We start from the raw sequence: 25,970 nt of genomic DNA on the forward strand, positions 1-25,970 counted from the left end.
GTTCGCGTGGACGCCCGGTTCGACCACCTCGTCGTCGCCGTCGAGGACCTCGACGAGGCCTTGGCTCGCTGGCGTGCGGCCGGGCTCCCAGCCGAGCGCGGGGGAGCGCACCCGGTCGGCACCGAGAACGTCCTCGTCCGCGGCCCGCGGCCGGCGTACGTCGAGCTGATCGCCGCGGGCTCCGAGGAGTCCAACCCGGCGCTCGACCGGATCCGCGGTGCACGCGGACCGATCTCCTGGGCGGTCGCGGTGGACGACATCGAGGCGGCGCACGCCGCCCTCGTCGCGGCCGGCTTCGACCCCGCCCCGCCCGTGCCGGGCTCGCGGCGCACGCCGAGCGGCGACGTGGTGGAGTGGAAGGTCTGCGACGTCGACACGGGCCCGTACGACGACGCGCTCCCGTTCCTCATCGAGTGGACCACGCCGATGCCGCCCGGCCCGGCCGACGGTGCGGTCGTGGCGTCGATCTCGATCACCCCGCCCGATCCCGACCGCGTGGCCGACCTGCTGGAGGCGCTCGGCTTCGTCCCGAGCCGCTACTGGCCGCGACGCGTGTTCCACGAGCCGAACGGTCCGGTGATCATCACCCTCGACCCGCTAGGTGAGCCGGTCGCGCTCGGCGAGGGATCGTGGACCATGTCCTGGTCCGGCGACGACGGGCCGAACACCCCGGTGTCGGTGTCGGTGACCCTGCCCGTCGAGGGCCACGCGTCGGCCACCCTCGACGGCGTCCTCGTCTCCACGAGCGCCGACCGTCGCCGCTTCGCGGCCGCGGCGCTGCTGCCCGCGGTCGACGATGCCTTCGCCCGCCTGCGCGGCGACCTCGCCGACTGGCCGGACCCGCACCCCGGCGGCAGCCCGCCGCTCGAGGAGGAGTACTCCCGCGAGACCGAGCCGGAGCGCTACCGGCTGCTGGCCGTCCGGTCCGACGCGTGGATCGAGGCAATCACGGCGGCCGGGCTCGGGACGGCCGAGCAGGTCGACCCCGGGACCGTGGAGTGGATGGCGGAGCAGCACCTCGCGGCCAGCCGCGTCACCGTGGTGCGAGGCGCGCCGGGCACGCAACCCGTCGTGGTGGGGCTGTTCTCGGACGAGACGTTCGTCCAGGTCGGCGTCGGGGAGCCGGTCGAGGTCCTCGAGCGCCAGCCGTACTGCGGCTGCGACGCCTGCGACGACGGGTCGGCCGCGCTGCTCGCGGCCGTCGACGACGCCTTCCTCCTGGTGCTGTCGGGTGGCGTCTACGTAGTGCGCGAGCGGGGGAGGTTCGTCAGGCGCTCGCTCGACGGCTGGAACGGGAGCGGCAGCTTCACGGGCGGTGAGGCCGAGCAATGGCTGGCCGACGCGGCGGCCGGACGGCGTACGGACGGGGTCGTCGCCGGCGAGCCCTGGCTCAGCTGAGCCGCTCCACGACCCGAGCGAGACCTGCCGCCCGGGCGGCCTCGAGGGGCGTCATGCCCTCCAGCGGCGACACGAGCGTCGGCGAGGCGCCGCGGTCGAGGAGCAGGAGCGCGACGGTCTCACGCCTCTCCTCGATGGCCGCGACCAGCGCCGTCGACTGGAGCTCGGCATGGACGAAGTCGACGTCGACGCCCGTGTCGAGGTGGTGCTCGACGAGGTCGGCGTCACCCGCGCAGGCCGCCGCGAAGAAGGCCTTGTAGTCACCGTGCGACATCAGCGGCCCGACGCCGTGATGACCTCGGACAGGTGGCGGTGCCCCCGCAGCTCGTAGCCGACCACCGTCACCCACGGCGCCAGCATCAGCACGCCGAGCGCCACGGTCATCGACGCGCCAGCCTGTGCGAGGAGCCAGGCCGCGACGAGCACGACCAGCGTCCCGGCGAGCAGCCAGTAGTGCAGCGGGTCGCGCCCGGGGAACATCACGTGGAAGAGCACGAACAGCACCACCACGAACACCGCGACCGGGATCGCCATCGTCAGCACCGTCTGCGCGGTGTCGAGCTGGCTGTGGTGCTCGAGGAGGTACGCCGCCGCGTGCAGGCCGGCGCCGGTGCCGGCGATCGCGGCGTACAGCAGCATGTGGCCGAAGCCGAAGACCATGCTCTTCGCGTTGCTGCCCCGCAGCGCCTCGCCGTAGGGGACGGTGAAGTAGCACCACCACAGCCCGACGGCGAGGGCGACGCCGGCGAGCGCGATCACCGCGGCCTCGGCGCTCCAGCCCTGCGCGGAGACCACCGCCTCGATGGCGGTCGTGGTGCCGAGGATGACCTCGCCGAAGGTGATGATCGCGAGGAGGCCGTAGCGCTCGGCGATGTGGTGGGGGTGCCACGGCGTCGAGGGGAAGTGGGTCTCGATCCAGACCGTCCCGCCGACCTCGACCGCGAACAGGACGACGGCGAGCGCGATCTGGGCGGGCACCGGCAGCAGGTCGAACGCGGTGACGACCCAGCCCACCTGGACGGCGGCGATGCCGCGGGCGTAGGCCAGGCACGTCGAGCGGCGCGGCGGGTCGTGCCGGGCGGCGCGCGTCCACAGCACGACCATGGAGAGCCGCATCGTGACGTAGCCGGCCACGAGCACGGCGTTGTCGAACTCGTCGTGGGCGAACCCCTCGAAGACGTCGTGCAGCCCCAGCGCCATGACCAGCACGCCGACCATCTGGACGAGGGTCGCCAGGCGCATGAACGCGTCGTCGGTGTCGTACGCCGAGGCGAACCACGAGAAGTTGATCCACGCCAGCGTGATGGCGAACATGGCGACGCCGAAGCCGAGCAGGCCGGGCACGACGTGGTCCTCGACGAGGGCGTGCGCGAACTGGCTGCCGGCCAGGCTGAACGCCACGACCAGCGTCAGGTCGTACAACAGCTCCAGCGGGGTTGCAGTGCGGTGGGCCTCGTGCGGATCGCGACCGGTCATCCGGCGGAGCCGGTGCGAGCGGTCGGTGCCCGGGGACGCGGTGCTCATGCCCCCGGATCTTGGCAGAAGGTCAGGCGATCGTGAGGCCGCCGTCGACCGGGATCATCTGGCCGGTGACGTAGCCGGCGGCGTCGGAGGCCAGCCAGACCGCGGTCGCGGCGAGCTCGCGCGGGTCGCCCTTGCGGCCGGCCGGGACGCGCTGCAGGGCGAGCTCGAGGTAGCCCTCCGGGTAGGTCTCGGTCATCTCCGAGGTGAAGAAGCCCGGCGCGAGCGCGTTGACGCGGATGCCCTTGCGGCCCATCCACTGCTGCGCGAGGTCGCGGGTCAGGCCGCCGAGCCCGGCCTTCGAGGCGGAGTACGCCGCCTGCGGCAGGCCGCCGGTGGTGATGCCGAGGATCGAGGAGATGTTGATGATGCTCGAGCCCGGCTCCATGACGCGGCCGCAGGCCTGCGCCATCCAGTAGCAGCCGTTGAGGTTGACGTCGATGACCGAGCGGAACTGCTCGGGCGTCTCGCGAGTGGCGGGCACGGCCGTGCCCACACCGGCGTTGTTGACCAGCACGTCGACCCGGCCGAACTTCGCCATCGCCTCGTCGACGAGTCGCTGGCACTGCTCGGGGTCGGCCACGTCGGTCTCGACGGTGTGCACGCGGCGTCCGGTGGAGCGCACGGAGGCGGCCACCCGCTCCAGCTTCTCCACGCGGCGCGCACCGAGAACCAGGTCGGCGCCGGCCTCGGCGAAGCAGTGGGCGAACGCGACGCCCAGCCCGCTGGAGGCGCCGGTGACGATGACGACCCTGTCGTCGAGGCGGAACAGGTCCATGACTCCCATGCCGGGGACCCTACGGCGTGGCGCTCGTCACCGACGGCTCCGGGGTCGGGGCCGGCGCCCGCTGCAGGCCGCGCACGGACCGGGAGCAGAGGACGAGGGCCACCACGACGGCGTACGCCACACCCGAGGCGACCAGGAGCTCCTCCAGGCCGACAACCGAGGCCAGCGGCCCGTAGGCGACCTGGCCGATCGGGATCGCGACGAACGAGCCGAGGGCGTCGTAGGAGTAGGCGCGCGAGAGCATCGAGTCGTCGATGTTCTCCTGCATGGCGAGGTTCCACCCCATCCCGAACACCTCGACGCCGACCCCGGCCAGGAAGGACGCGGCGATCAACCAGCCCAGGCTGGGATGGACGCCGAGCAGCACCATGGGCGGGACGAAGGCGAACATGCCGATCATCCCGTAGAGCAGGGGCCGCTGGAGCGGGACCCACAACAGCACGAGGGTCGTGAGCACCAGCCCGATCGCCTCGGCCGAGAGCACGTAGCCCCAGCCCTGCCGCCCGATGGTGTCGTCGGCCACGACCGGCCCGAGGGTGTTCCAGGCGCCGGAGTGGATCGCGTTCATCAGCCCGAAGCCCACGACGACGGCCCACAGCCACGGGGTCGCCCAGAAGAAGCCCCACCCCTCCCGGAGCTCCTCGAGCGTGCTGGACGTCTCGGCGCGTGGTTCGCGCGGCGGGATGGTGATCGGCAGCAGCAGCAGGGCGCTGACCAGCCAGGTCGCTGCGTCGACGGCGAGGGCCCAGCCGGGACCGACGGTGACCACCAGAAGGGCGCCGACGCTCGGCCCGAGGACGGTCAGGCCGTTGCGGGTCAGCGACACCAGCGCGTTGGCCGGTTGGAGCTGGGTGCGCGGCACCAGGCTCGGCAGCACGCTCGCCATCGCCGGGAAGCCGATCCCGCTCACGACGCCGTGCGCGGCGGCCAGCACGAGCAGCATCCAGATCTCGGCGTGCCCCGTCAGCACGAGCAGTGCGATGGCGCCCTGGGTCACCGCCGAGGCGAGGTTGGAGAACTGGAGGACCGCGACGCGCGGGAAGCGGTCGGCGATCACGCCGCCGTAGAGGAGCAGCAGGACCATCGGCGCCATGTGCGCCGCCAGCACCTGCCCCAGCGCGCTCGCGGAGTCGCTGATGTCCAGCACGGCGAAGGCGAGCGCGATGTTGGACATCATGTTGCCGAGCGTGTTCACGAAGCGCGAGGAGAAGTACCACGCGAAGTTGCGGTTGCGCAGCGGCGCGAACGACGAGGCCCAGGTCATCGCGGCCCTTCCTGGTCGGTCGGCGGGCGGGACGCCTCGCCGGTGAGCCCGCCGGTCATGGTGAAGGCGGTGTGGGTGGCGCTGACGTGCACGGTGTCGGGAGTCCCGGCCGGAAGGGCAGCCGCGTGCAGCAGCGTCGAGGCTTCGTGCAGGAGGTCGACGGCGCGCCGCCACGTCTCGGGGGAGACCCACGTCTCGAGGTCGCTCGAGGCCGCCGGGCCGGGCGCTGCGTCGAGCAGCCGTCGCTCGACCTCGACGGCGTTGGCCCGCGCGTAGGCGACGCGGTCCTCGACGCCCGAGCTGCGGTCGGCCACCTCGCGCGTGGCGTCGTACCGGTAGCGCTTGGCCACGCCGCCGCGGATCTTCTCCTCGCCCTCGACCACCAGCTTGCCGACGTCGTGGAGCACCCGCAGGTGGTACGACGCGTTGGCGTGGGTGAGGTCCAGCTCGCGGGCCACCTCGGCGGCACTCATCGCCTCGCCGGTCAGCAGCGACAGGATCCGCAGCCGCAGCGGGTGCGCCGTGGCGCGCAGCCGCGCGACCGCGCCGTCGTCCGGCTCGCCCATCCCACACCCCCCAACGGTCCTCGGGGAGTGAGTGTGCAGGGGGCGACGGCAACTGTCAAACACTTCTTGGGCGGTCTGCCCGGAACGACCCCTGACCCGACCCTGACCCGACCCCGGAACGGGGTGAAATCGACCCTGCGACGTGCTTGGCTGGTGTCATCAGAGGCCGCCAGGGCCCGCCGAGGAGTGAGAGAGATGTCCGACCAGTACCCGACCGACCCACAGGCCGACCCGACCCAGGGCTACCCGACCCAGGGCTACCCGACCCAGGGCCACCCGGCCCAGGGCTACGGCCAGCAGCCCCAGGCCGCCTACCGCGCCGCCCCGTCGACCATGTCGGCCGAGGACGAGCGGACGTGGGGAGCCATCAGCCACGCCGGCGCCGTCGTCGCGATGATCTGCTCGGCCGGCTTCCTGGGCTTCCTGGCCTCGATCGCGGTCTACGTGATCCACAAGGACCGGGGCCCGTTCGTCCGGGCGCACGCCGCCAACTCGATCAACATCCAGATCACGATGTTCATCTGGCTCGTCGTGCTGGGCATCCTCACCATCCCGGTCGCCGTCCTCACGCTGGGCCTGGGCCTCGTCGTGATGCTGCCGGCGCTGGGTGCCGCGTTCGTCGTGGCCGGCATCCTGCACGTGATCGGTGCCGTCAAGGCCTACAACGGCGAGTGGTGGAGCCCGCCGCTCACCCCGCAGTTCGTCAAGTGACGATCAGCTGAGGTCGCGCAGGACCTCGTCCTGCCACGCGAACGCTGCCCGGGACCGGACCGCGAGGTCCGGCCCGGGCAGCAGTGCTTCCACCCGCTCCGCCATCCCCTCCGGCAGGTCGGTGCGCAGGTAGCGCAGGCCGAAGTCGTGCCGCGCCGGGCAGTGCTGGATCCGCAGCAGCCGCACCAGCGGCTCGACCGCGAAGCGCAGGTGCAGGCCGGTCGCCTCGGCGAGGTCGCCGCGGGCGATCGCCCGCTCGACGAGCCAGGCCGCGGACTGGCGGCGGGCCGCGGCCTGGGCGACCGCCTGCTGCCGCTGCGCCTCCATCTCGGCCTCGTCGTCGTCCTCGAGCAGGAGCAGGCCGTCGGGGTCGTGCAGCACCATCGGCACGCCGTGCCGTCGGGTGTCCATCGTCAGCCGCTCGGGCGTGGTCAGGATGACGACGTCCACGAGCCGGGTCGGGCGGCTCAGGTCGGCGGCGTCGGGCTGGAGGTGGATGAAGCACTGCCGGCCCGTGGGCCAGGTCGCCTCGGGCACCTCCCACACGTGGTCGACCTCGAAGCGCGCGCGGGCGAGCGCCAGCACCGCGTCGTACGTCGGGGTGGCGTCGCCGCTGCACCACGCCTCGACGTCGAGGTCGGAGTGCTCGTCCCACCCGCCGGTGACGGCCGAGCCGTTGACCACGACGACCTGGAGGGCGGGCACCTCGTCGGGGAGCGCGGTGAGGAAGGCGAGCCAGTCGTCGTACCTGCTCAGGTCAGCGGCCATGGGAGCGAGTATGATGTGTCCCGTGCACCAGCAGCTCCTTCTTTCGCAGCCGCGCTGATCGGGGCCTCCCACCCACGGAGACCGACACGCGGCCACCCCTCCATGTGAGGGGTTTTTTCATGCCCGACCCAGCACCACCCGCACCTGCAGAGGATCCCGCCATGAGCAGCCCAGACACCGGAGCACACGACGCCGAGCGCGCGACGTACGACATCGCCGGCACCGAGACGAAGTGGCAGCGTGTCTGGGAGGACCTCCAGCCGTTCCGGGCCGACGACGACAGCCCGCGGGAGAAGCGCTACGCGCTGACGATGTTCCCCTACCCGAGCGGTGACCTGCACATGGGCCACGCCGAGGTGTTCGCCCTGCACGACGTGGTGGCGCGCTACTGGTGGCAGCGCGGCTACGAGGTGCTGAACCCGATGGGCTTCGACTCCTTCGGGCTGCCCGCGGAGAACGCCGCGATCCGTCACGACGAGCACCCCGACACCTACACGCGCGCCAACATCGCCAAGTCGATCGAGTCGTGCCAGCGCTACGCCGCGTCGTTCGACTGGACGCGCACCTTCAACACCAGCGACCCGGAGTACTACCGGTGGACGCAGTGGCTGTTCCTGAAGTTCTACGAGCGCGGCCTGGCCTACCGGAAGAACAGCCCGGTCAACTGGTGCCCCAACGACCAGACGGTGCTGGCCAACGAGCAGGTCGTCGGCGGCGTCTGCGACCGCTGCGGGGCGGAGGTGACCAAGAAGGAGCTGACCCAGTGGTACTTCAAGATCACCGACTACGCCCAGGAGCTGCTGGACGGCCTGGACGAGCTGGAGCAGACCTGGCCCGACCGCGTCGTCACCGCGCAGCGCAACTGGATCGGTCGCTCCGAGGGCGCCCACGTCGACTTCGCGGTCGAGGGGCGTGACGAGCCGGTCACCGTCTACACGACGCGCCCCGACACGCTGTTCGGCGCGACCTTCATGGTGGTCGCCGCCGACGCGGCCCTGGCCACCGAGCTGGTCACCGACGAGCAGCGCCAGGCGCTGGACGACTACCTGGTCGAGGTCCGCAAGGAGACCGAGATCAACCGGCTGTCGACCGACCGCCCGAAGACCGGCGTCTTCCTGGGCGTGCACGCGACCAACCCGCTGACCGGCACGCAGATCCCGGTCTACGCCGCCGACTACGTGCTGGCCGACTATGGCACCGGCGCGATCATGGCCGTCCCCGGCCAGGACCAGCGCGACTGGGAGTTCGCCCAGGCCTTCGACCTGCCGGTGATCCGCACGGTCGAGCCGCCGGAGGGCTGGGAGGGGGAGGCCTTCACGGGCGACGGCCCGGCGATCAACTCCGCCAACGACGAGATCGACCTGTCCGGGATGGGCGTCGCGGAGGCGAAGTCCACCACGATCTCCTACCTGGAGGGCAAGGAGCTGGGCCGCGGCACGGTCAACTTCCGGCTGCGCGACTGGCTGCTGAGCCGCCAGCGCTACTGGGGCGCCCCGATCCCGATCATCCACTGCCCGGTGGACGGCGAGGTCCCGGTGCCCGAGGACCAGCTGCCGGTGACGCTGCCGATGCTGAAGGGCGCCGACCTGAAGCCCAAGGGCACCTCGCCGCTGGGGGGCGCCACCGAGTGGGTCGAGGTCAGCTGCCCGACCTGCGGCGGCCCGGCCACGCGCGACACCGACACCATGGACACCTTCGTGGACTCGTCCTGGTACATGTTCCGCTACTGCTCGCCCCACGAGGACACGCAGCCCTTCGACAGCGCGAAGGTCAACGCGTGGATGCCGTGCAACCTGTACGTCGGCGGGGTCGAGCACGCCGTGCTGCACCTGCTGTACGGCCGCTTCTTCACCAAGGTCCTGAACGACATGGGCCTGGTCGACTTCCGCGAGCCGTGGTCGGCCCAGCTGAACCAGGGCTTCGTGATCAACCAGGGCAAGAAGATGAGCAAGTCCCTGGGCAACGGCGTCAACCTGGGGGAGCAGCTCGCCGCCTTCGGCGTGGACGCGGTGCGGCTGACCCTGGTCTTCGCGGGCCCGCCGGAGGACGACATCGACTGGGCCAACATGTCGCCCGACGGGTCGCTGCGCTTCCTGCAGCGGGCGTGGCGGCTGTCCGGTGACGTCACCTCGGCACCCGGGGCGGACGTCACGACCGGCGACGTCGCGCTGCGGCGTACGACCGCGCGGACGGTGCACGACGCGGCCGAGCTGGTCGAGACCTACCGCTTCAACGTGATGGTCGCCCGGGTGATGGAGCTGGTGAACGCCACCCGCAAGGCGATCGACTCCGGCTGCGGACCGGACGACCCCGCGGTGCGCGAGGCCACCGAGGCGGTGGCGATCCTGCTGTCGCTGGTGGCGCCCTACACAGCCGAGGAGATGTGGGAGCGGCTGGGCCACGAGCCCACCGTCGTCCGCGCCGGCTGGCCGGAGGTCGACGAGGCGCTGCTGGTCGAGGACACCGTGACCGCGGTCGTCCAGGTCAAGGGCAAGGTGCGCGCGCGGCTGGAGGTCTCCCCGGACATCTCCGAGGCCGACCTGGAGGCAGCGGCGCTGGCCGACGAGGGCGTCCAGCGCGCCATCGACGGGGCGACGGTGCGCAAGGTGATCGTGCGCGCACCGAAGCTGGTGAACATCGTCGTCTGAGGCGCCGGCTCGCCAGTAGGGTCTCGCTATGCCTCGCGTGGTCGTCGTCACCGACTCGACCGCGAGCCTGCCCGCCGAGCTGGCGGAGGCCCGCGGCATCCGGGTCGTGCCCCTGCAGGTGGTGATCGGTGCCAAGGTGCTCGACGAGGGCCCCGACGGGGCCACGCCGGAGGTGGTGGCGCAGGCGCTGCGCGACTTCGTCCCGGTCAGCACCTCGCGACCGGCTCCGGCGCTCTTCGCCGAGGTCTACCGCTCGTTGGTGGCCGACGGTGTCGAGGAGATCGTCTCGATCCACCTGTCCGGGGAGATGAGCGGCACGTTCGAGTCCGCGCAGCTCGCCGCCCTCGAGGTCGACCTCCCGGTGCACGTGGTCGACTCCGGGCAGGTGGGCATCGCCACCGGCTACGCCGCCCTCACCGCCGCCGACGTGCTGGCGGCCGGGGGGACGGCCCAGCAGGCCGCCGAGGCGGCGCTCGCCCGCGGGCAGGCCGCCTCGTCGCTGTTCTACGTCGACACCCTGGAGTACCTCCGCCGCGGCGGCCGGATCGGGGCGGCGGCCGCGCTCTTCGGCAGCGCCCTGGCCGTCAAGCCTCTGCTCGAGATCAAGGACGGCAGGGTCGTCCCGCGCGAGCGCGTGCGTACGGCGTCGCGGGCGCTGGCGCGGCTGGCCGACCTCGCGGTCGAGGTGGCGGGCGAACAGGCGGTCGACGTCTGCGTGTCGCACCTCGCCAACGCCGACCGCGCCGAGGAGCTGGCCACCACCCTCGCCGACCGCCTGGCGCCCGGCCTCGAGGGCCGTGAGGTGATGTGCGGCGAGCTCGGCGCGGTCCTCGGCGCCCACGTCGGTCCGGGCATGGTCGCGGTCTGCGTCTCGCCGCGGCCCTGACATCTTCAGCGATCCCCGGCTGACCGGGGATCGCTGAACTTGTCAGGCCGTGCACGGGCCGACAAGTTCAGCAAAGGCCTGACAGGTCTCTCCACAGATCGCTCGCGGGCCCTGTCGAGGGGCGCCCGGCGTTCCTAGCGTGGAGCCATGCGTCGATCCCAGTCCGCATCCGAGCACGCCGAGGCGGTGTCGCGGCGGCTGGCGACGCTGAGCGCCGAGCTGGCCGCCGTACGCGGCGAGCCGGACGCCTCGACGCACACCCGCGTCCGGCCCTCGGAGCAACCGCCTGCGCCGGTCGTGCTCCCCGTGCCGGGGCGGCACGCGTCCCGCCGGCTGCGGATCGGACGGCTCCAGCTGGGGCCGGTCCACCTCGCCGTGGTCGCCGTGGTGGCCGCGCTCGCGGTCGGCCTGGCGGCCTGGCTGGTGGTGCGCGACCAGGCCGAGGCCGTGCCGTTGCCGCCGGTCGAGCCGGCGCCTTCGCAGCTGGCCGCGGTGTCACCGTCCGGCGCACCCGCGACCGAGCAGCCGTCGGGCGAGGTGGTCGTCGACGTCGCCGGCAAGGTGCGCAGGCCCGGCATCGCGGTGCTGCCGCCCGGCTCGCGCGTGGTCGACGCGCTGAAGGCGGCCGGGGGAGCGCGTCGCGGCGTCGACCTCACATCGCTCAACCTCGCGCGGCCGGTCGTCGACGGTGAGCAGATTCTGGTCGGGGTGGCGCCCGCGCCCGGGGTCGCCGGCACCCTCGGCTCGTCCGCACCGTCCGGGGAGACGCTGGTCAACCTCAACACCGCAGACCAGCCCACGCTGGAGACGCTGCCGGGGGTCGGTCCGGTGACGGCCGAGGCGATCCTGGCGTGGCGCAGCGAGCACGGCGGCTTCACCTCGGTCGAGGAGCTCCTCGAGGTCGACGGGATCGGCGACGCCACGCTCGCCGACCTCGCCCCGCTCGTCACGCTCTGACCCCGTGCCCGACCTGCGCGCGGTCGCATTGGGGCTGGGTGCCTGGACCGGCGCGCTGCTGGTGCTGGTGCTGCCGGGGTGGGCGGCCCTGGTCGCCGCGCTCGGCGTGGCCGTGCTCGCCGGCCTCGGGACGCTGCGGCGCTGGTGGGCCGTGGCGTGGCTCGGGCCGCTCGCCGCGCTCGTCGCCGTGGCCGGCGTGGCGACGCTCCATCAGACGGTCGTCACGACCTCCCCGCTGGCCGGCCTCGCGGCCGAGGGAGCTGTCGTGACCGTGCGGCTCGACCTGACCTCGGACACCCGGGTCGTCGCGGGGCAGTACGGCGACCTCCAGGTCGTCCGGGCACGGGTGGCCCGGGTGGAGGGACGGGGGAGCGCGTGGTCGCTGGACGCCCCCGTCGTGGTGATGGCCGACGCCGACTGGCCGCGGCAGCCGCTCGGCACGACGGTCGAGACCTCGGCCCGGCTGGTCGCGGGCGACGGCGACGTCGCAGCGCTCGTCCGGCCGCTGGGTGAGCCGCGGGTGCTGGCGGAGCCCGACAAGTGGTGGGACGCCGCCGCGGCCTTACGCCGGTCGGTGCGCGCCGCGGTCTCCGACCGGGACGCCGACGCGCGCGAGCTGGTGCCGGCGCTGGTCGTGGGCGACGACGGCGGTCTCGACCCCGGCCTCGCCGACGACTTCCGGACCACCGGCCTGACGCACCTGCTCGCGGTCAGCGGCACCAACCTCACCCTGGTCGTCGGGTTCCTGCTGGTGCTGGGGCGCTGGGTCGGCGTACGCGGGCGGTGGCTGCACGCGCTGGCCGCGATCGGGATCGTCGGCTTCGTGGTCACCGCCCGGGCGGAGCCGAGCGTGGTCCGCGCCGCGGCGATGGGCACCGTCGCGCTGGTCGGGATGGGCCGCAACGGCCGCTCACGGGGCACCCGCGCGCTGGGCGTCGCGGTGCTTCTGCTCCTGCTGGTGTGGCCGCGCCTCGCGGTGACTGCCGGCTTCGCCCTCTCGGTGCTCGCGACTGCCGGGATCCTGCTGCTGGCGCCGGGCTGGCGTGACGCGCTGATGCGGTGGACGCCCCGGTGGGTGGCCGAGGCGGTCTCCGTGCCGCTGGCCGCCCAAGTGGCGTGCACCCCCGTCGTGGCCGCGTTGTCCGGGCAGGTCAGCCTCGTCGCAGTGGCGGCCAACCTGCTGGCGGCGCCGGCGGTGGCACCGGCGACGGTGCTGGGGCTCGCGGGCGGCCTGCTGGGCCTGGCGTGGCCGCCGCTCGGAGCCGTGGTCGCTGCCCCGGCCGCGTGGTCCGCCGGCTGGATCATCGCCGTCGCCCGCTGGGGAGCCGCGATCCCGACCGCGGCGGTGCCGTGGGGGACCGGGCCGGTCGCCCTGGCGCTGCTCACCGCGCTCTGCGTCGTCATGGTCGCGGTCACGCCCCGCGTGCTCCGCCACCCGTCGACCTCGCTGGGTTGCGCGGGACTCCTCGTGGTCGTGATGCTGGTCCGGCCTCCCACGATCGGCGGGCCGCCGGAGGGGTGGGTCCTGGCGATGTGCGACGTGGGGCAGGGGGACGGGCTGGTGCTCCGCGCCGCCGAGCACGCCGCGGTCGTGGTCGACGCCGGCCCCGACCCGGTCGCGATGGACCACTGCCTCGACCGGCTCGAGGTGACCTCGGTCCCGCTGCTCGTGCTCACCCACTTCCACGCTGACCACGTGGACGGGACGGCCGGGGTGCTGGAGGGACGCCGGGTCGGGGAGGTCGAGGGGTCGTCCCTCCCCGACCCGCCGGACGGGGCGCGGGAGGTGGCGACCGTGCTCGGCCACGACCCCGCGCTGCCGGCGTACGGGGCGACGCGGACGGTGGGCGACGTGACGCTGCAGGAGGTGTGGCCGCGACCGGGCGCAACGCTCGACGGCTCGGGCGAGAGCGCGCCCAACAACGCCAGCGTCGTGGTCCTCGCCCAGGTCCGGGGCCTGCGGATCCTGCTCACCGGCGACGTCGAGCCGTCGGCGCAGTCCGCGCTCGCACGAGACCTCGCCGGGCTGCGGGTCGACGTGCTCAAGGTGCCCCACCACGGCAGCCGCCACCAGGACCTCGACTGGCTGACCTCCCTCGGGGCGCGGCTGGCGCTGGTCTCGGTGGGGGAGGACAACGGCTACGGACACCCCGCACCCGACGTGCTGGCGGCGCTGACGGCGGCCGGTGCCCGGGTGTGGCGGACGGACGTCTCGGGCGACGTGGTCGTGGTGGTCCGGGAGGGCGAGGTCGGTGTCGTCGCCCGCGGATAGAGTGCGGGCACCATGGCACGCACTCCCACCGCCGCGCAGGTCCTCGGCCACGTCGTCCTCGTGACGGGCAAGGAGGAGTACCTCTCCTCGCGCACGGTCGCCTCGGTGCGCGAGGCGGTGCGGGCGCACGACCCGGAGGCCGAGCTCGCCGAGTCGGCGGCCGCCGAGCTCACCCTGGCCGCGCTGGGGGAGATGGCCGCACCGTCGCTGTTCTCCTCGATCCGGTGCGTCATCGTCCGCGGGCTGGAGGACCTGCCAGACGAGTCCGTCGACGGGCTCCTCGACTACTGCGCGGGTCCGGCCGACGACGTCGCGCTGGTGCTGGTGCACTCGGGCGGCGCGAAGGGCAGCGGCGTGCTGACCAAGCTGCGCAAGCTGCCGGCGGTCACCGAGGTGAAGTCGGAGGAGGTCAAGCCCAGCGAGATGCCCGGCTTCGTCAGCTCCGAGGTGGCCGCGCACGGCGCCAGGATCGACTCCGAGGCCGCCACGTTCCTCGTGCAGGCGGTCGGCAGCGACCTGCGCTCGCTGGCGGCGGCCGCCGACCAGCTCACCAACGACTTCCACGGTGAGCCGCTCACCCTCGACAAGGTCCAGCGCTACTTCGGCGGCCGGGCCGAGGCCAAGTCGTTCACCGTGGCCGACGCGGCCTTCGCGGGCCGCCGGGCGGTGGCGCTGGAGGAGCTGCGCTGGGCGCTCGACTCCGGCACCGCACCGGTCCTGGTCACCTCGGCGATGGCCGCCTCGGCCCGCAGCCTGGCGCGCTACCTCGGCGCACCGCGCGGTGCGCGCGACGCCGACCTGGCCCGCGACCTGGGCGTGCCGCCGTGGAAGGTCCGGACCGTCCGTGACCAGTCCCGGTCGTGGAGCCCGGAGGGCATCGCGGCCGCGGTCCGCGCCGTGGCGGTGGCCGACGCCGACATCAAGGGCCAGGCGCACGACGCGTCGTACACCCTCGAGCGGCTGGTGCTCACCGTCGCCGGGCTGCGCGAGGGGCGCTGAACGCCCGAAATGCGAAACACCCGCCACGAGGGCGGGTGCTCAGCGGGAGGGCCGGCTCAGAGAGCGGCGGCCTTCTTGGCGATCGACGACTTGCGGTTGGCGGCCTGGTTGGCGTGGATGACGCCCTTCGAGGCGGCCTTGTCGAGGGCCTTCATGGCGTCGCGGCCGGCGGCCACGGCCGCGTCCTTGTCGCCCGCCTCGGAGAGCTCGCGGAACTTGCGCACGGCGGTCTTCAGGCGCGACTTCACGGCCTGGTTGCGCTGACGGCGCAGCTCGTTCTGCTTGTTGCGCTTGATCTGGGACTTGATGTTCGCCACGTGTGGATCCTCGGAGCTAGAACTGGTCTGAATGGAAGTCTGGTGCTTGTCGGCTGCCTGGCAACCCCTCCCAGAATCGGCACGGGGAGGGTCGGGTGCCGGACATGCAGGGCCTGACTCTACCGGCAGGCCTCGCGCGCGCCCAAATCGCCTGAGCGCCCGCGAACGGGCTCAGCGACCGGTGCGCCGGGCCACGGCCTCCAGCATGCGGCGCGACTCACGGATCCGGAAATCGTTGAGCGTGGGGAGGTTCACGTCGACCGCGACCGCGGAGCGTACGGCGAGGTGGGCGCCGAAGCCGGCGAGGAAGGCCGTGACGACCTCGTCGCCGGCCTCGCGGAGGGCGGGGGAGCCGGCGATCGAGCCATCGAACCACCCCTCGTCGACCCGCTCGAGGCGGGCGAGGAGCGGGTCCACCCAGGCGGGGCCACGCGCGGCGGTGCCCCAGTCGAGGAAGACGATGTCGCCCGAGGGCCGTCTCAGGAGGTTGTCGACCCGGATGTCCCAGTGCACGACGTGCGGCATCGGGCGCGCGGCCTCGGCCCTGAGGATGCCCGCCCACCCGTGTGGGTCGCTGCGCAACCAGTCGGGCACCGGCGCCTCGACAGGTGCGTCGGCGAGCGTGTCGAGGGACTCGGCCCACACCTGGAAGCGGTGGCCGACGTCCACGAGGTCGACCGTCGCGGGGACGTCCCGCTCCTGCAGCACGGCCGAGAGCCGGTCGGTGCCGGCGAGGACGGCCTCGAGCTCACCGGGGTGGCTGAAGTCGGGGTGGCGGCCGTCCACGTCCTCGATGAGCAGCGCGACCCAGGCCCCGTCGTCGTACGACGCCAGCAGCCGCGCCCACAGCTCGTGCGCGCCGACGTGCTCCAGCACCGCCACCTCCCGCCGGAACAGGCCGGGGGTGTCGGGGTTGAGCTCCGCCCCGACCGCCTTCACGAATGCGCGCGTGCCGTCCGCGCAGGTGAGGCGGGTGGCGCACCCCGGCGACATGCCACCGACCTGCTCGGCCGTCGCCACGACGGGCGAGCCCAGCGTCTCCTCGACCCACGTGCGCACGGTCGCGGGCACGGCGGCGTAGGGCCGGCGCACGCCGACCGCGCGCGGAGCGGTCACGCCCAGCCCCGGCGCTCGGCGAGCCACTGCCAGCAGACCTCGCCCTGCCAGCGCTGGTGGTCGCGGAGGTGGGGCGACGTCGGCGGGACCGGCAGCTCGGCCTGGGTGAGGAAGTAGCCGACGTAGAGGGCCAGGATGATGTCGAGCGCCTCCGGCGTGACCTCGCGGAGCAGCCGCCGGTCGGCGATCACGGCGTCGACGTCGATGCCCTCCCCGCGCGGCCCGATGAGGGCGGCGAAGGAGTCGAACCACGCGGCCCCGCGCACGGGCCAGTTCCAGTCGCAGAGCAGCGCGCGGCCATCGGGGTCGATGAGGACGTTGTCGGAGCGCACGTCGGTGTGCATCACGGTGTCGCCGCCGACGACCTCGGCGTAGCGACGCGCCAGCGCCTCGGTCTCGGCGAGGTGGGCCGGGTCGAGGTCGGCGCGGCTCTCCCGGAGCGCCGTCCACCCGTCGACGAGGGACGCGAAGTCGTCCTCCGCGGAGTCCAGGTCGAGCCCCTCCGGGGGCGGCGTGAGCGCGTCGGCCGCCTGCTCGAGCGCGTCGAGGACGGCGTCGAGGTCCTCGTCCTGCCACGGGCGGTGCGGCGTCCGCGCGGCGACGTACTCGATGCCGAGGACGACCCAGTCGTCGTCGAGGTGCCACAGCAGCCGCGGGGCCGGCACGGCGGTCGGCAGGGCGGCGAGCTTGCGCGCCTCCTCGCGGTAGGAGTCGGCGAACGGTCGCTGCGCCTTGACCGAGGCCGCCTTCACGAAGTGGCGCGAGCCGTCCTCGCACACCAGCACCGATGCGAAGCCGGGCGTGAAGCCGCTCGTCTGCGAGATCGCCGAGACGACGGGGGAGCCGCACTTGCGCTCGATGTACGCCCTCAGGTTCGGCGGCAGGAACGGCCACTCGAGGCGCCGGGCGGTGTTGTCGTGCGGTGCTGGGTAAGGCGCGACGGGTGCGGTGCGGGACATGGGCGGCATCCTTCCCCACGGCGTCCGCATCCACGACCGATATCGGGTGGAGCCGGTCGCCGGGGCACCGGTACACATGGGTCATGCCCGAGCTCGTCCTGCCGACCACCTCCGTCCAGCGGTCCTTCCTCGAGGCGATGGAGGAGTTCGTCGCCGAGGGGGCCGAGTTCAGCCAGACCGCTGCGTGGATCGAGCACAACGCGCCCGGGTGGCGCGATCCGGAGGCGTTCGCGACCTTCGTGGAGGCGGTGAGGGCCGACGCCGAGGAGGACACCCCGCGACCGGACTTCCACGTCCCGTGCACCACCCTGTGGTGGGTCGACGGCGAGGACTACCTCGGTCGGATCGCGATCCGCCACCGGCTCAACGACTTCCTGCTCGACGTGGGCGGGCACATCGGCTACGACGTCCGCCCCACCCGCCGTCGCGAGGGCCACGCGACGGCCATGCTGCAGCAGGCGCTCCCGTGGGCGCTCGGCCTCGGGATCGACCCGGCGCTGGTCACCTGCGACGTCGACAACCTCGGCTCGGTCCGGGTCATCGAGGCCGCCGGTGGCGAGCTCGAGGACGTCCGCGGGGTCAAGCGGCGCTACTGGGTGCCGACGTCGGGGTCGTCCGCTACGTCGGGGTAGTCCAGTGGCAGATGGTCGTCCAGCCGGCCCGTCGCCAGCCATCTGCCACTGGACTACGCCGCGGGCGGGGCGACGCTCTCCGTGCTCCTCGCCGCGGGGGACCGGGTGCGGGTCGCCGCGCCGACGCCGACCACGGCGACGGCCAGCCCGACCAGCTGGGTCAAGGTGAGGGTCTCGTCGAGCACCACCCACGCCATCACGGCCGTGACGGGCGGGCTGAGGAAGAACAGGCTGGCGGCCGCGCCGGAGCCGCCGCGGAGCACCAGCAGCGACAGCAGGACGAGCCCGATGATCGAGTTCACGATGGCCAGGAGCAGCACGGACGCGACGGCACGGGAGGTGTCGGTGACCGGCCAGGGTCCCTCCGTGGCCAAGCCGAGGACGAGCATCGGGGGCGCGGACACCGCGAACTGGACCGCGGCCGACCACAGGAGGTCGGGCTGCGCCCCGATCCACCGCTGTCCGAGCGTGCCGAGGCTGAGCGTGAGCATGCTCAGGCAGCCGATGAGGACGGCGACCGGCCCGCCGGCGTGGCCGAGGTCCGCACCGAGCACGAGCAGCACGCCCACCACGCCGACGAGGAAGCCGCCGACCTGGAGGGCGGTGACCCGCTCGTGGAGCAGCCCGGCGGCGAGGATGGCGGTGAGCACCGGGCTCAAGGCGTGGAACAGGGAGGCGAGGGTCGCGCCGAGCCCGAGGTCGAAGGCGACGTACATCAGCCCGAACTGCAGCGCGTTCATCACCAGGCCGACGACGGCCACGCGGCCGAGGGTGGCCCGGTCCATGCGGGTCGGTCGCCGCAGCGCCAGGGCGAGGCCGGCGCCGAGGAGCGCGGCCAGCACGAACCGCCACCCCAGCACCGAGAACGGGGCTGCCGCGTGCACCGCGGCCGGCCCGGAGATGTAGCCGGAGGACCACACGAGGACGAAGGCGGCCGCCGGGACGAGCGGGAGGTGGGACGTGCGGGGCGGCCGGGTCACCCCCGGCACGCTAGCGTCCGGCCGCCCGCCGGTTCGGCGTGCCCCCGCCTGCGTGGAACAATGAGCCGAGCCCGCCGTCGTACCCCTGAAAGCAGTCCGTGAGCCTCAAGAACGCGCCCCAGCCTGGCTCGACCGACCCGTCGATCATCCGCAACTTCTGCATCATCGCGCACATCGACCACGGCAAGTCGACGCTGGCCGATCGGATGCTGCAGCTGACCGGTGTGGTCGACGAGCGCGCGGCGCGTGCGCAGTACCTCGACCGGATGGACATCGAGCGCGAGCGCGGCATCACGATCAAGAGCCAGGCCGTGCGGATGCCGTGGACGGTCAAGGCCGACAACGCGGCGGGCGCCGAGCCGGGGACCTACGTCCTCAACATGATCGACACGCCCGGCCACGTCGACTTCACCTACGAGGTCTCGCGCAGCCTCGAGGCCTGCGAGGCCGCGATCCTGCTGGTCGACGCCGCGCAGGGCATCGAGGCCCAGACGCTGGCCAACCTCTACCTCGCGATGGGCGCCGATCTCCACATCATCCCGGTGCTCAACAAGATCGACCTGCCGAGCGCCAACGTGGAGAAGTACGCCGCCGAGCTCGCCGGCCTGGTCGGCTGCGAGCCCGAGGAGGTGCTGCTCACCAGCGCCAAGACCGGCGTCGGCGTGGAGGCGCTGCTCGACGAGATCGTCAAGCAGACCCCTGCCCCGGTGGGCGATGCCGACAAGCCGGCGCGCGCGCTGATCTTCGACTCGGTCTACGACACCTACCGCGGCGTGGTCACCTACGTCCGCGTCGTCGACGGCAAGCTCAGCCACCGCGACCGGATCAAGATGATGTCGACCAACGCGGTCCACGAGATGCTCGAGGTCGGCGTGATCAGCCCGGAGCCGGTGAAGGCGGGGGAGATCGGTGTCGGCGAGGTCGGCTACCTGATCACCGGCGTGAAGGACGTACGCCAGTCCCGCGTGGGTGACACGGTCACCTCGCAGCACCACGGCGCGACCGAGCCGCTGGGCGGCTACAAGCACCCCAACCCGATGGTCTACGCCGGTCTCTACCCGATCGACGGCGACGACTACCCGACGCTGCGCGACGCGCTGGAGAAGCTGCAGCTCAACGACGCGGCGCTGACCTACGAGCCGGAGACCTCCGGCGCGCTCGGCTTCGGCTTCCGCTGCGGCTTCCTGGGACTGCTCCACATGGAGATCACCCGCGACCGGCTCGAGCGCGAGTTCAACCTCGACCTGATCTCGACCGCGCCCAACGTGGTCTACGAGGTCGGCATGGACGACGGCACCGAGGTCGAGGTGACCAACCCCAGCGAGTACCCCGACGGCAAGGTCGCCGAGGTCCGCGAGCCTGTCGTGAAGGCGACGATCCTGGCGCCGGCCGACTACATCGGAACGATCATGGAGCTGTGCCAGCTCAAGCGCGGCAGCCTGCAGGGGATGGACTACCTCTCCGAGGACCGCGTCGAGATGCGCTACACGCTGCCGATGGGTGAGATCGTCTTCGACTTCTTCGACCAGCTGAAGTCGCGCACCAAGGGCTACGCCTCGCTCGACTACGAGCGCTCCGGCTGGCAGGCAGCCGACCTGGTCAAGGTCGACATCCTCCTCCAGGGCGAGCCGGTCGACGCGTTCAGCGCGATCGTGCACCGCGAGGCGGCGTACTCGTACGGCGTGATGATGGCCGGCAAGCTGAAGGACCTCATCCCGCGCCAGCAGTTCGAGGTGCCGATCCAGGCCGCCATCGGCGCCCGCGTGATCGCCCGCGAGACCATCCGCGCGATCCGCAAGGACGTCCTGGCCAAGTGCTACGGCGGTGACATCAGCCGCAAGCGCAAGCTGCTGGAGAAGCAGAAGGCGGGCAAGAAGCGGATGAAGAACATCGGCTCGGTCGAGGTGCCGCCGGAGGCGTTCGTCGCCGCGCTCGCCACGACGCAGCCGTCGGAGAAGACCGGCAAGAAGTGACCGTCGTCCGCGTCGCCGACGTCCGTCCGCAGCCGTGGGCCAACGGCGGCGGCACGACGCGCGAGCTGCTGGTCGCCGACGACGGCTCCTGGCGGATCAGCCTCGCCGACATCGGGGCGGACGGCCCGTTCTCGTCGTTCCCGGGGCGCCGCCGGCTGCTGACCGTCGTCGACGGCCCGGTGCTCGGGCTCGACGTCGACGGCCAGAGCCACGTGGTCGAGCCGCAGCGGCCGTTCGCCTTCTCCGGCGACGCCGCCGTCGAGGCCTCGGTGCCCCAGGGGCCGGTCCGGGCCCTCAACGTGATCGTCGACCCGGCCGTGTCGCCGCACGTGACGGTCCTCGAGCTCGGGCGTACGTCGACCCTGCCGCTCGCGGAGGACCAGGCCGCCTTCGTGCTGAAGGGCGACGGCGCCGGCAGCCTGGTCGCCGGTCCGGGCGAGGTGGCCGGCCGGTCGACCGTCGCGGTCGTGACCCTCGAACGCTAGACCTGCTCGCGGGTGAGGGTCAGGTCGGTGACCGTGATCCCGAGCCCGGTCTCCAGCGCCCGGACCGGAGCGTCGAGCTCGGCCTTGCGGGGCTTGCGGGTGCCGGCGAACCACACCACCTCGAGCGGGCGCTTCCTCGCGGACCCGGTGGCGCGCCAGTAGCCGGTGATGCGACCGTCGACCAGCAGCGGCGGGAGGACCATCCCGTTGGCGCCGATCCAGAGCCGGTCGAGGTGCGCCTGCGTCGCGAAGCGGACCCGGGCCGCCGGGTCGTAGCCACACATCAGCGCGTCGAACTCGGGGAGCAGGCGTACGCCGTCCGGCACGCGCGGTGGTGGGGCGTCCGGCAGGGCCACGTACGTCCGGCCGTCGGGGCCCAGGTCGGACGTCAGGTCACCGAGGTCGGCGAGCAGCTCGTCGACCACCCGCAGCCCGAGGCCCGACCACCACGCGACGTCGTGCCGCGACGCCGGGCCGTGGCTGCGCAGGTGGACGCGCACGGCGTCGGTCAACGTGGCGGCTGCCGCGGGTGCGAGCGTCCGGTACTCCGGGGCACCCTGCCCCGACCAGTCGCCGTTGACCGGTCGCCGCACCAGGCCGCCGTGCCCGAAGGCGAGGTAGCGCCCGGCAGCGTTGCCGGTCACGTCGTCGTGGCCCTCGTGCTCGAGGAGCCAGTGGTGCAGGTGCTCTTGCAGCTGGTCGGTGGTGCGCCACTCGGCCGCGAAGCGCTCGGTCGCGGCCCACAGGTCGTCGAGCCCGGAGCGCTCCAGCTTGAGCAGGCGCTGCCACAGCGTCCGCTGGCCGACGCGGGTCGCCGCGCCGAGGGCGGCGTACTGCTCGGGTGTCGCGGTGTGGACCGTCCCGCGGATCGTGCTGCCGCGCACGATCGCGCTGGACTCGTACGCCGCCTCGACCTCGGCGCGCGTCGTCCCGGGGAACCGGGCCGCAAGCCCGAGGAACGGCGATCGCGCGGTCTGCGACTGGACCGGTCCGACCTGGGTGAGGCGACCGGCGACGTCGGGGGCGGGGTCGGGGAACTGCCGGGCGAGCGCGGCGGCCGCCAGGTCGTCCCAGGAGAGCGCCACGGATCAGTCGCGCATCGGGCCGCCGGGGCGGCCGTAGGACCCGGCGACGATCTCGGCGACGACGGACAACGCGATCTCACCGGGACCCTTCCCGCCGAGGTCGTGCCCCGCCGGCACGTGCAGCGTCGAGACGTCGACGCCCTCCTCGACCAGCTCGTCCAGCAGCCCGGACGCCCGGCGGCGGCTCGCCATCATCGCGACGTACGACGCCTCGGAGGCGAGTGCGGCCCGGAGCACCCGGGGCGCGTCGGGGGCGTCGTGGTCGCACAGCACCACCGCGTCGCCGGCCGCCGGGTCCAGGCCGGGGCCGCCGTCGTCGGCGGGCTCGACGACCACGTCACGACCGACGGTGGCCGCGATGACCGCGATGGCCCGGGAGATCGGGTTGTCGGTCAGGACGAGGATCCGGCCGTGGGTCGGGCCGTCGTCCGACCACGGCTGCTGGCGCAAGCTCATGCACGTACTCGCTTCGCTCCGTGCGCGCATGAGGCACATGTCGCGCTGTTCTCGATGGTGAGCTCGCTGGCGCTCGCTCACGTCCGCCAGCCTATTGTCGCGACGTGCCCGTCACCATCCCCGAAGGCCTGCTGTCCCAACGACAGCTGGGAGAGGACTGGGGACGATGGCTCGACCGGCTCCCGCGGCTGACCGCCGACCTGCTCGAGGAGTGGCGCCTGACGCCGGTGGGCGAGTCCCTGCACGGCTTCTGCTCCGTCGTCGTGCCTGTCACGGACGCCGACGGCGCCCGGGCCGCGCTCAAGGTGTCCTTCGACGGTGACGAGGAGTCGCTGCACGAGGGGCTCGCCCTCCAGAAGTGGGGAGGCGACGGGGCCGTGCGGCTGCTGCGCGCGGACCCGCGCCGGCGCGCGCTCCTGCTCGACTGGCTGCCCGGCCCCGACCTGGGCGACGCGTGGGACGTCGAGGCGTGCGAGGTCGTCGGCGACCTCTACCGCCGGCTGCACGTCCCGGCGCTGCCGCAGCTGGCCACCGTGGCGTCGTACGTCGAGCGGTGGCTGCGCGAGCTCGACGACCTGGGCCGCGACCTGCCGGTCCCACGGCGCTACGTCGAGCAGGCGCTGTCGCTCGGACCGGACCTGCTGGCCGACGAGCGAACGCACGTGGTCGTGCACGGCGACCTCCACTACGCCAACGTGATGGCGGACGACGCGGGGGAGTGGCTGGCCATCGACCCCAAGCCGATGGCCGGCGACGCGCACTACGAGCCGGCGCCGATGCTGTGGAACCGGATGGACGAGCTCAGCGGCCCGGGTGCGGTCGGGTCGGTGCGTGACGGACTCCGCCGTCGCTTCCACGCACTGGTCGATGCCGCCGGCCTCGAGGAGGACCGGGCGCGGGACTGGGTCGTGGTCCGGATGGTGCTGAACGCCGGGTGGGCGGTGCAGGACGCCCGGCGTGCGGGTCGCGCGCTCAGCAGTGACGAGCAGGACTGGATCACCCGCTGCATCGCGATCACCAAGGCCGTGCAGGACTGATTCTCGCCTGCCTCTCGGGGCGCTCCAGACGCGGCGTGCGAGGTTGATCACGGTCCGTGGTCCGGACAATTGGCGAGTTTGCTACCACCCGGTAAACAGAGTGATCTAGGTTACAGCCCAAGTCAGCAGCCAGCCCCGCTGTGTGACGCGGTCGCGTCACGCTCCGACGAATGAGTAGGTAACAGATGCCGATCACCATCGACACGGCCTTCCTCGACACCATGCCGGCCAACGTGGCCGTCCAGTTCTTCGACCGCGTCACCGCCACACCGGACGCGGAGGCGTTCCGGTTCCCCCGTGGCGAGGCCTGGGAGTCCGTCACCTGGAAGCAGGCCGGCGACAAGGTCGAGGCCCTCGCGGCCGGTCTGATCGCGCTCGGCGTGCAGCCCGAGCAGCGGGTCGGCATCGCCTCCGGCACCCGCTACGAGTGGATCCTGGCCGACCTGGCGATCATGTGCGCCGCCGGTGCGACCACCACCGTCTACCCGAGCACCAACGCCGAGGACACGACGTACATCCTCGGCGACTCCGAGAGCCGGGTCGTCTTCGCCGAGGACGACGAGCAGCTCGCCAAGCTCACCGCCCACCGGGCCGAGCTGCCCCACGTCAGCAAGGTCGTGACCTTCGACGGCAAGGCCGACGGCGACTGGATCATCACGCTCGACGACCTCGCGGCCCTCGGAGCCACGCTGCTCGCCGAGCAGCCCGACGTGGTGCGCACGACGTCGGAGGCGATCCGCCCCGACCAGCTCGCCACCCTGATCTACACCTCCGGCACCACCGGCCGCCCGAAGGGGGTGCGGCTCCGCCACTCCTCGTGGGTCTACGAGGGCGAGGCCATCCGCGCCCAGGGCATCCTCGGCCCCGACGACCTCGAGTTCCGCTGGCTGCCGATGGCCCACTCCTTCGGCAAGGTGCTGATGTCGACCCAGATGGCGTGCGGCTTCGCCGCGGCGATCGACGGTCGCGTCGAGAAGATCGTGGACAACCTGGGTGTCGTGAAGCCGACGTTCATGGGCGCTGCGCCGCGCATCTTCGAGAAGGCGCACGGCCGCATCGTCACCATGCAGGCCGCCGAGGGCGGTGCCAAGGAGAAGATCTTCAAGAGCGCCTTCAAGGTCGGCCTCGAGGTCGAGCGGCTCAAGCGCGAGGGCAAGTCCGTCCCGCTGGGCCTGAAGGTGCAGCACGGCCTGTTCGACAAGCTCGTCTTCTCCAAGATCCGCGACCGTTTCGGCGGCAACGTCCGGTTCTTCATCTCCGGCGCCGCGGCGCTGAACCGCGACATCGCCGAGTGGTTCGGCGCGGCCGGCATCAAGATCCTCGAGGGCTACGGCCTCACCGAGACCTCGGCGGGCTCCTTCGTCAACCACCCCGACCAGAACAAGTTCGGCACCGTCGGCCCGGTCTTCCCGGGCAGCGAGGTCAAGCTCGGCGACAACGACGAGATCATGATCAAGGGTCCCGGCGTGATGGACGGCTACCACAACCTGCCCGAGGAGACCGCGAAGACGCTGACCTCCGACGGGTGGCTGCACACCGGTGACAAGGGCGCCCTCGACGAGGACGGCCACCTGCTCATCACCGGGCGCATCAAGGAGCTCTTCAAGACCTCCGGCGGCAAGTACATCGCGCCGCCGGCGATCGAGTCGAAGTTCAAGGCGGTGTGCCCCTACGCCAGCCAGTTCATGGTCTTCGGCAACGAGCGCAACTACTGCGTCGCGCTGGTCACCCTCGACCCCGACGCCATGGCCGGCTGGGCCCAGGAGAACGGCATGGGAGGGGCGTCGTACACCGAGATCGTGCAGTCCGACGCGGTGCAGAAGATGGTCGGCGAGTACGTCGACGAGCTCAACAGCCACCTCAACCGCTGGGAGACCATCAAGAAGTGGAAGCTGCTCGACCACGACCTCACGGTCGAGTCGGGCGAGCTCACGCCGTCGATGAAGGTCAAGCGCAACGTCGTCGAGGACAACCACAAGGCGCTGATCGACGAGATGTACGCCTAGCCCTGAGGCCGCGCCTGACGGGGCGCACAGGAGCACCGGTCGGGCGGGGGGCCCCCGGTTACCCGGGGGCCCCGGCCCCCAGGGGGGGCCCGGGCGGGCCAGTCACAAACGGGTAAACCCCGGCCGGGGGCCGATTCCCGCCCCGGG

24 protein-coding genes are annotated in these 25,970 nt (G+C 72.7%); 12 read left to right on the plus strand and 12 right to left on the minus strand.

What is annotated here, in order from left to right; genetic code table 11:
• Positions 1 to 6 precede the first annotated feature (6 nt).
• The gene (locus ACE3QY_RS09935) at positions 7 to 1,398 is read left to right on the plus strand and encodes a DUF6226 family protein (RefSeq protein WP_374455848.1); all 1,392 of its coding nucleotides are present in this window, start codon (positions 7 to 9) and stop codon (positions 1,396 to 1,398) included.
• On the opposite strand, the gene ACE3QY_RS09940 is transcribed toward ACE3QY_RS09935, so the two are convergent.
• The 5 genes from ACE3QY_RS09940 to ACE3QY_RS09960 are packed head-to-tail and all read right to left on the minus strand — an operon-like array spanning position 1,391 to position 5,536.
• Positions 1,391 to 1,672: an ankyrin repeat domain-containing protein gene (locus tag ACE3QY_RS09940; RefSeq protein ID WP_374455849.1), complete on the minus strand. Its 282-nt coding sequence runs from the start codon at positions 1,670 to 1,672 to the stop codon at positions 1,391 to 1,393. The two genes, ACE3QY_RS09935 and ACE3QY_RS09940, sit on opposite strands and share 8 nt — an antisense overlap.
• Positions 1,672 to 2,922, minus strand: a complete 1,251-nt coding sequence (locus ACE3QY_RS09945; protein WP_374455850.1) for a low temperature requirement protein A — start codon at positions 2,920 to 2,922, stop codon at positions 1,672 to 1,674. Before ACE3QY_RS09945 ends, ACE3QY_RS09940 begins: the two co-directional genes overlap by 1 nt.
• A 22-nt stretch (positions 2,923 to 2,944) precedes the next feature.
• Positions 2,945 to 3,706 (minus strand): SDR family NAD(P)-dependent oxidoreductase, encoded by a 762-nt coding sequence (locus ACE3QY_RS09950; protein ID WP_374455851.1) that lies wholly within the window; start codon positions 3,704 to 3,706, stop codon positions 2,945 to 2,947.
• A 10-nt stretch (positions 3,707 to 3,716) separates the two neighbouring features.
• Positions 3,717 to 4,970 carry an MFS transporter gene (locus ACE3QY_RS09955; protein WP_374455852.1) on the minus strand — a complete coding sequence of 418 codons (1,254 nt, stop codon included), beginning with the start codon at positions 4,968 to 4,970 and terminating at the stop codon, positions 3,717 to 3,719.
• Complete coding sequence (locus ACE3QY_RS09960) at positions 4,967 to 5,536, minus strand: ArsR/SmtB family transcription factor (protein ID WP_374455853.1); 570 nt, start codon at positions 5,534 to 5,536, stop codon at positions 4,967 to 4,969. Before ACE3QY_RS09960 ends, ACE3QY_RS09955 begins: the two co-directional genes overlap by 4 nt.
• A gap of 195 nt (positions 5,537 to 5,731) precedes the next feature.
• On the opposite strand from ACE3QY_RS09960, the gene ACE3QY_RS09965 reads away from it, so the two are divergent.
• Positions 5,732 to 6,247: a DUF4870 domain-containing protein gene (locus tag ACE3QY_RS09965; protein ID WP_374455854.1), complete on the plus strand. Its 516-nt coding sequence runs from the start codon at positions 5,732 to 5,734 to the stop codon at positions 6,245 to 6,247.
• A gap of 3 nt (positions 6,248 to 6,250) precedes the next feature.
• Here ACE3QY_RS09965 and ACE3QY_RS09970 read toward each other — a convergent pair whose 3' ends face one another.
• Entirely contained in the window at positions 6,251 to 7,015 is a 765-nt protein-coding gene (locus tag ACE3QY_RS09970; RefSeq protein ID WP_374455855.1) for a hypothetical protein, read from the minus strand.
• 161 nt (positions 7,016 to 7,176) lie between these two features.
• Here ACE3QY_RS09970 and leuS point away from each other — a divergent pair, with 161 nt between their 5' ends.
• The 5 genes from leuS (at position 7,177) to holA (ending at position 14,777) form a co-directional block, all read left to right on the plus strand.
• Positions 7,177 to 9,663, plus strand: a complete 2,487-nt coding sequence (gene leuS, locus ACE3QY_RS09975; RefSeq protein ID WP_374455856.1) for a leucine--tRNA ligase — start codon at positions 7,177 to 7,179, stop codon at positions 9,661 to 9,663.
• 28 nt (positions 9,664 to 9,691) lie between these two features.
• On the plus strand, positions 9,692 to 10,549 hold the full coding sequence (locus ACE3QY_RS09980; RefSeq protein WP_374455857.1) for a DegV family protein: 858 nt from the start codon (positions 9,692 to 9,694) through the stop codon (positions 10,547 to 10,549).
• 147 nt (positions 10,550 to 10,696) lie between these two features.
• Positions 10,697 to 11,506 (plus strand): helix-hairpin-helix domain-containing protein, encoded by an 810-nt coding sequence (locus tag ACE3QY_RS09985; protein WP_374455858.1) that lies wholly within the window; start codon positions 10,697 to 10,699, stop codon positions 11,504 to 11,506.
• 4 nt (positions 11,507 to 11,510) lie between these two features.
• Complete coding sequence (locus ACE3QY_RS09990) at positions 11,511 to 13,778, plus strand: ComEC/Rec2 family competence protein (protein WP_374455859.1); 2,268 nt, start codon at positions 11,511 to 11,513, stop codon at positions 13,776 to 13,778.
• A 12-nt stretch (positions 13,779 to 13,790) separates the two neighbouring features.
• On the plus strand, positions 13,791 to 14,777 hold the full coding sequence (holA, locus tag ACE3QY_RS09995; protein ID WP_374455860.1) for a DNA polymerase III subunit delta: 987 nt from the start codon (positions 13,791 to 13,793) through the stop codon (positions 14,775 to 14,777).
• 56 nt (positions 14,778 to 14,833) lie between these two features.
• On the opposite strand, the gene rpsT is transcribed toward holA, so the two are convergent.
• The 3 genes from rpsT to ACE3QY_RS10010 all read right to left on the minus strand — a co-directional run bounded on the left by rpsT (position 14,834) and on the right by ACE3QY_RS10010 (position 17,169).
• Complete coding sequence (gene rpsT / locus ACE3QY_RS10000) at positions 14,834 to 15,094, minus strand: 30S ribosomal protein S20 (protein WP_374455861.1); 261 nt, start codon at positions 15,092 to 15,094, stop codon at positions 14,834 to 14,836.
• A 171-nt stretch (positions 15,095 to 15,265) separates the two neighbouring features.
• A complete protein-coding gene (locus ACE3QY_RS10005; RefSeq protein ID WP_374455862.1) occupies positions 15,266 to 16,210 on the minus strand; it encodes a hypothetical protein in 945 nt (314 codons plus the stop codon).
• Entirely contained in the window at positions 16,207 to 17,169 is a 963-nt protein-coding gene (locus ACE3QY_RS10010) for a phosphotransferase family protein (protein WP_374455863.1), read from the minus strand. The genes ACE3QY_RS10005 and ACE3QY_RS10010 overlap by 4 nt, the downstream gene beginning before the upstream one ends.
• A gap of 83 nt (positions 17,170 to 17,252) precedes the next feature.
• On the opposite strand from ACE3QY_RS10010, the gene ACE3QY_RS10015 reads away from it, so the two are divergent.
• Complete coding sequence (locus tag ACE3QY_RS10015) at positions 17,253 to 17,801, plus strand: GNAT family N-acetyltransferase (RefSeq protein ID WP_374455865.1); 549 nt, start codon at positions 17,253 to 17,255, stop codon at positions 17,799 to 17,801.
• Positions 17,802 to 17,854: 53 nt separating this feature from the next.
• Here ACE3QY_RS10015 and ACE3QY_RS10020 read toward each other — a convergent pair whose 3' ends face one another.
• On the minus strand, positions 17,855 to 18,781 hold the full coding sequence (locus ACE3QY_RS10020) for a DMT family transporter (RefSeq protein WP_374455866.1): 927 nt from the start codon (positions 18,779 to 18,781) through the stop codon (positions 17,855 to 17,857).
• A gap of 98 nt (positions 18,782 to 18,879) precedes the next feature.
• Here ACE3QY_RS10020 and lepA point away from each other — a divergent pair, with 98 nt between their 5' ends.
• Together lepA and ACE3QY_RS10030 are read left to right on the plus strand one after the other, a co-directional pair.
• Complete coding sequence (gene lepA, locus ACE3QY_RS10025) at positions 18,880 to 20,754, plus strand: translation elongation factor 4 (RefSeq protein WP_374455868.1); 1,875 nt, start codon at positions 18,880 to 18,882, stop codon at positions 20,752 to 20,754.
• On the plus strand, positions 20,751 to 21,239 hold the full coding sequence (locus ACE3QY_RS10030) for a HutD family protein (protein WP_374455869.1): 489 nt from the start codon (positions 20,751 to 20,753) through the stop codon (positions 21,237 to 21,239). The genes lepA and ACE3QY_RS10030 overlap by 4 nt, the downstream gene beginning before the upstream one ends.
• Here ACE3QY_RS10030 and ACE3QY_RS10035 read toward each other — a convergent pair.
• Positions 21,236 to 22,324, minus strand: a complete 1,089-nt coding sequence (locus tag ACE3QY_RS10035; protein WP_374455870.1) for a DNA glycosylase AlkZ-like family protein — start codon at positions 22,322 to 22,324, stop codon at positions 21,236 to 21,238. The two genes, ACE3QY_RS10030 and ACE3QY_RS10035, sit on opposite strands and share 4 nt — an antisense overlap.
• A gap of 3 nt (positions 22,325 to 22,327) precedes the next feature.
• A complete protein-coding gene (locus tag ACE3QY_RS10040; RefSeq protein ID WP_374455871.1) occupies positions 22,328 to 22,780 on the minus strand; it encodes an XdhC family protein in 453 nt (150 codons plus the stop codon).
• Between the two features lie 104 nt (positions 22,781 to 22,884).
• On the opposite strand from ACE3QY_RS10040, the gene ACE3QY_RS10045 reads away from it, so the two are divergent.
• Positions 22,885 to 23,817 carry an aminoglycoside phosphotransferase family protein gene (locus ACE3QY_RS10045; protein WP_374455872.1) on the plus strand — a complete coding sequence of 311 codons (933 nt, stop codon included), beginning with the start codon at positions 22,885 to 22,887 and terminating at the stop codon, positions 23,815 to 23,817.
• 185 nt (positions 23,818 to 24,002) lie between these two features.
• Positions 24,003 to 25,823 carry a long-chain fatty acid--CoA ligase gene (locus ACE3QY_RS10050; RefSeq protein WP_374455873.1) on the plus strand — a complete coding sequence of 607 codons (1,821 nt, stop codon included), beginning with the start codon at positions 24,003 to 24,005 and terminating at the stop codon, positions 25,821 to 25,823.
• The last annotated feature ends 147 nt before the right edge of the window (positions 25,824 to 25,970 follow it).

Origin of the sequence: Nocardioides sp., assembly GCF_041913365.1 — a bacterium.
Taxonomy (GTDB): domain Bacteria; phylum Actinomycetota; class Actinomycetes; order Propionibacteriales; family Nocardioidaceae; genus Nocardioides.